This window comes from Planctomycetota bacterium, from assembly GCA_026387035.1.
Classification (GTDB): domain Bacteria; phylum Planctomycetota; class Phycisphaerae; order FEN-1346; family FEN-1346; genus JAPLMM01.
This window is the reverse complement of record JAPLMM010000278.1, coordinates 1-2,834: the sequence shown is the minus strand read 5'-3', so window position 1 is coordinate 2,834 and position 2,834 is coordinate 1. Positions and strand designations below refer to the sequence as shown.

The window sequence follows — 2,834 nt, the reverse complement described above, 5'->3', positions numbered from 1 at the left end:
CGTCTTGACGGACCAGTATTTCGGGCGGACCTCCTTCGTCACGCCCAGGTCCTCCAGCCGCCGGCCCATAATGACCTTCGTCGCCACCTTTGCCCAGGGGACGCCCGTCGCCTTGGCGACGAACGGCACCGTCCGCGACGCACGCGGGTTCACCTCCAGGACGTAAATCCGGTCCCCGCGGACCGCGTACTGGATGTTCAGGAGGCCCCGGACCTCCAGGTCCGCGGCCAGCAAGCGCGTCTGCTGCTCGATCTGGGCCACGATCGCTTTACCCAGCGTGAACGGCGGCAGGACGCACGAAGAGTCCCCGCTGTGGATCCCCGCCTCCTCGATGTGCTCCATCACCCCCGCGATGACCGTCCGCTCCCCGTCGCTGACCGCGTCCACGTCCACCTCGACCGCATCCTCCAGAAACTTGTCCACCAGCACCGGATGCTGCGGCGACGCGATCACCGCCTGCTCGATAAACCCCGCTAGCCCCTCCTCGCGGTACACGATCTCCATCGCACGCCCGCCCAGCACGTACGACGGACGCACCAGCACCGGGTACCCGATTCGCCGAGCCACGCGAAGCGCCTCCGGCAAACTGCGCGCCGTGCCGTTCGGCGGCTGAAGCAACTTGAGTTTCCGCAGGATCGCCCCGAAGCGTTTGCGGTTCTCGGCGCGGTCGATCGCGTCCGGGCTCGTCCCCAGGATCCGGACGCCGGCCTCCTTCAGGGGGATCGCCAGGTTGAGCGGCGTCTGGCCCCCGAACTGCACGATCGCACCCAGCGGACGCTCGCGCGCCACGATCCCCAGCACGTCTTCGAGGGTGAGCGGCTCGAAGTACAACTTGTCCGACGTGTCGTAGTCGGTCGAGACCGTCTCCGGGTTGCAGTTCACCATGATGCTCTCGTAGCCCATTTCCTTCAGGGCGAACGAGGCGTGGACGCAGCAGTAATCGAACTCGATTCCCTGGCCGATGCGGTTCGGCCCGCCGCCCAGGATCATCACGCTCCGCCGATCGCCGCGCCCCGCCGGCGTGCGGCGCGACGGACGCTTGGCCTGGTGCGGCGCGCGATTCAGCGGCCCTCGGCTCTTACCGGCGCGCGACTTCGCCATGCGTCAGGACTCCTCATACGCTTCAGGGGTCGGCGACGTGCGGACCGGCGGCAGAATAGCAGCGCCCGTCCGCGCCGCCAACTTTTTCCCCGCGCTCCAAAGCCCGCGGATGAGTTCCCGAAGGGGACGAATCCGCGGGAACGGTCTCCCCCGCGCGCAAAAAAGAAGCGCGGCGCCACCGCGGGGGCCCGGTCGGGGCGCCCCCGGTGGACACCGCGCGTGTCTCTTCGGTCCCGCGCTTACAGGTCGTACGGATGCATTTTCCCTTTCGGCTAAAGAGGCCTTCTCTTTGGCCCACGCCCTCTCTGGATGCCTCGGAACCGTTTCCGAAGTCGCGCCGAGGTATAGCGTTTCCGCGGGGGCGTGTCAACGAAAAGTGCGGACAATCTGAAAGGCGATTGGACGGGGATCCAGAGGCCCGGGCGGGCCGCGGGCCGGCATCACTGGGCGGGGGAGACGGCCTTTTCCGACGGCGCCAGGCAAACACGGTTGCGGCCGGCTTCCTTCGCCGCGTACATCGCATCGTCGGCCTGCTTCAGGAGGTTCTCCGGCGTCCCGGCCTTCCCGTCTGCTACGGTCGCAATGCCCACGCTGACCGTCGCCGGCACGCTTCGCTCGCCGTCCGAGATCGGATCCTTCGAGACGGCCTTCCGAATGCGCTCCGCCGCCCGGACGGCCTCGTCGGCCGATGTCTCCGGCATCAGCATCACGAACTCGTCGCCCCCCAGCCGCGCCACCACGTCCGTCTGCCGCGCTTCGGACGCCAGACGCTTCGCCACTTCCACGATCACCCGGTCGCCGAACGCGTGACCGTGCGCGTCGTTGAACGACTTGAACCGGTCCACATCCACCATCGCCAGCGCCAGCCGGGTGCCGTACCGCCGGGAACGCCGGAACTCCGCCTCCAGCGCCTCCATGAACCGCCGCCGATTCGCCAGGCCCGTCAAGGCGTCCGTCGTCGCCAGTTCCTCCAGACGGACATTGGCCTGCTGGAGGGCCTCCTCGGCGGCGGCTTGCTGAGCAACGAGGGCGACGGCGCTGCTGAGTCCGTCCAGCATGGCGTCTTCCTCGGGCGAAATGGCGTGCTTGGCGAATAGGGCCAGAACCCCCAACGTTTCCCCGCCGGGCGCCCGGAGTTGGTATCCCGCGAACGCCACCAGGCCCAGTTCGCGCGCCCACTGGTGGTTGTGGACGCGGGGGTCGTTTACCGCGTCGTTTGTGAGGAACTTGTGTTCTTGGCCCGACGCGACGCGTCCGATCTTGTAACACCCGAAAGGCACGCGCCGGTGGCCTTTGCCGTCCGTGTGCGTGTAGCGGCCGGAACTCGCCAACAAGTGCAGGCACCGGTCGCGGTAACGGCAGACATGCGGCCCATCGTGTACCTCGGCGTGGACGCACCCTCGCTCGCAGAAGTCCCCGGGCCGGATGAGCCACACTCGGCAGAAATCGGCGTCGAAGAGCCGGACGATGCTGTCGGTGATAGTCTTGAGTTTGCCCTCAAGCGGGCCCTTCGCCAGAAGCGACTGTGCAAGGAGGCTGATGCCCTGCTGCCGATGGAGCGTTTTCTGGCGCTCCGCTTCCGCCCGCTTGCTCTCCAACCAGTGGCTGAGAATCGTGGCAACCCCGTTGACCAGGTTCTGCTCATAGGGCAGCAGGAATGGCCTGTCTTCGACGTAGAAGACCGACAATTGACCGCGGGTGCTTCCCGCCACCTCGATGTCCGCGTGAAGACC

Annotated in this window: 1 protein-coding gene and 1 pseudogene; both read right to left on the bottom strand. The window is 67.3% G+C overall.

Annotated elements, in window-relative coordinates; translation table 11 throughout:
• Positions 1-1,005: pseudogene (locus NTX40_10740) on the bottom strand (ATP-grasp domain-containing protein).
• Positions 1,006-1,541: 536 nt separating this feature from the next.
• Positions 1,542-2,834, bottom strand: a 1,293-nt coding sequence (locus NTX40_10735; GenBank protein ID MCX5649550.1) for a sensor domain-containing diguanylate cyclase, incomplete at its 5' end; no start/stop codon positions are given.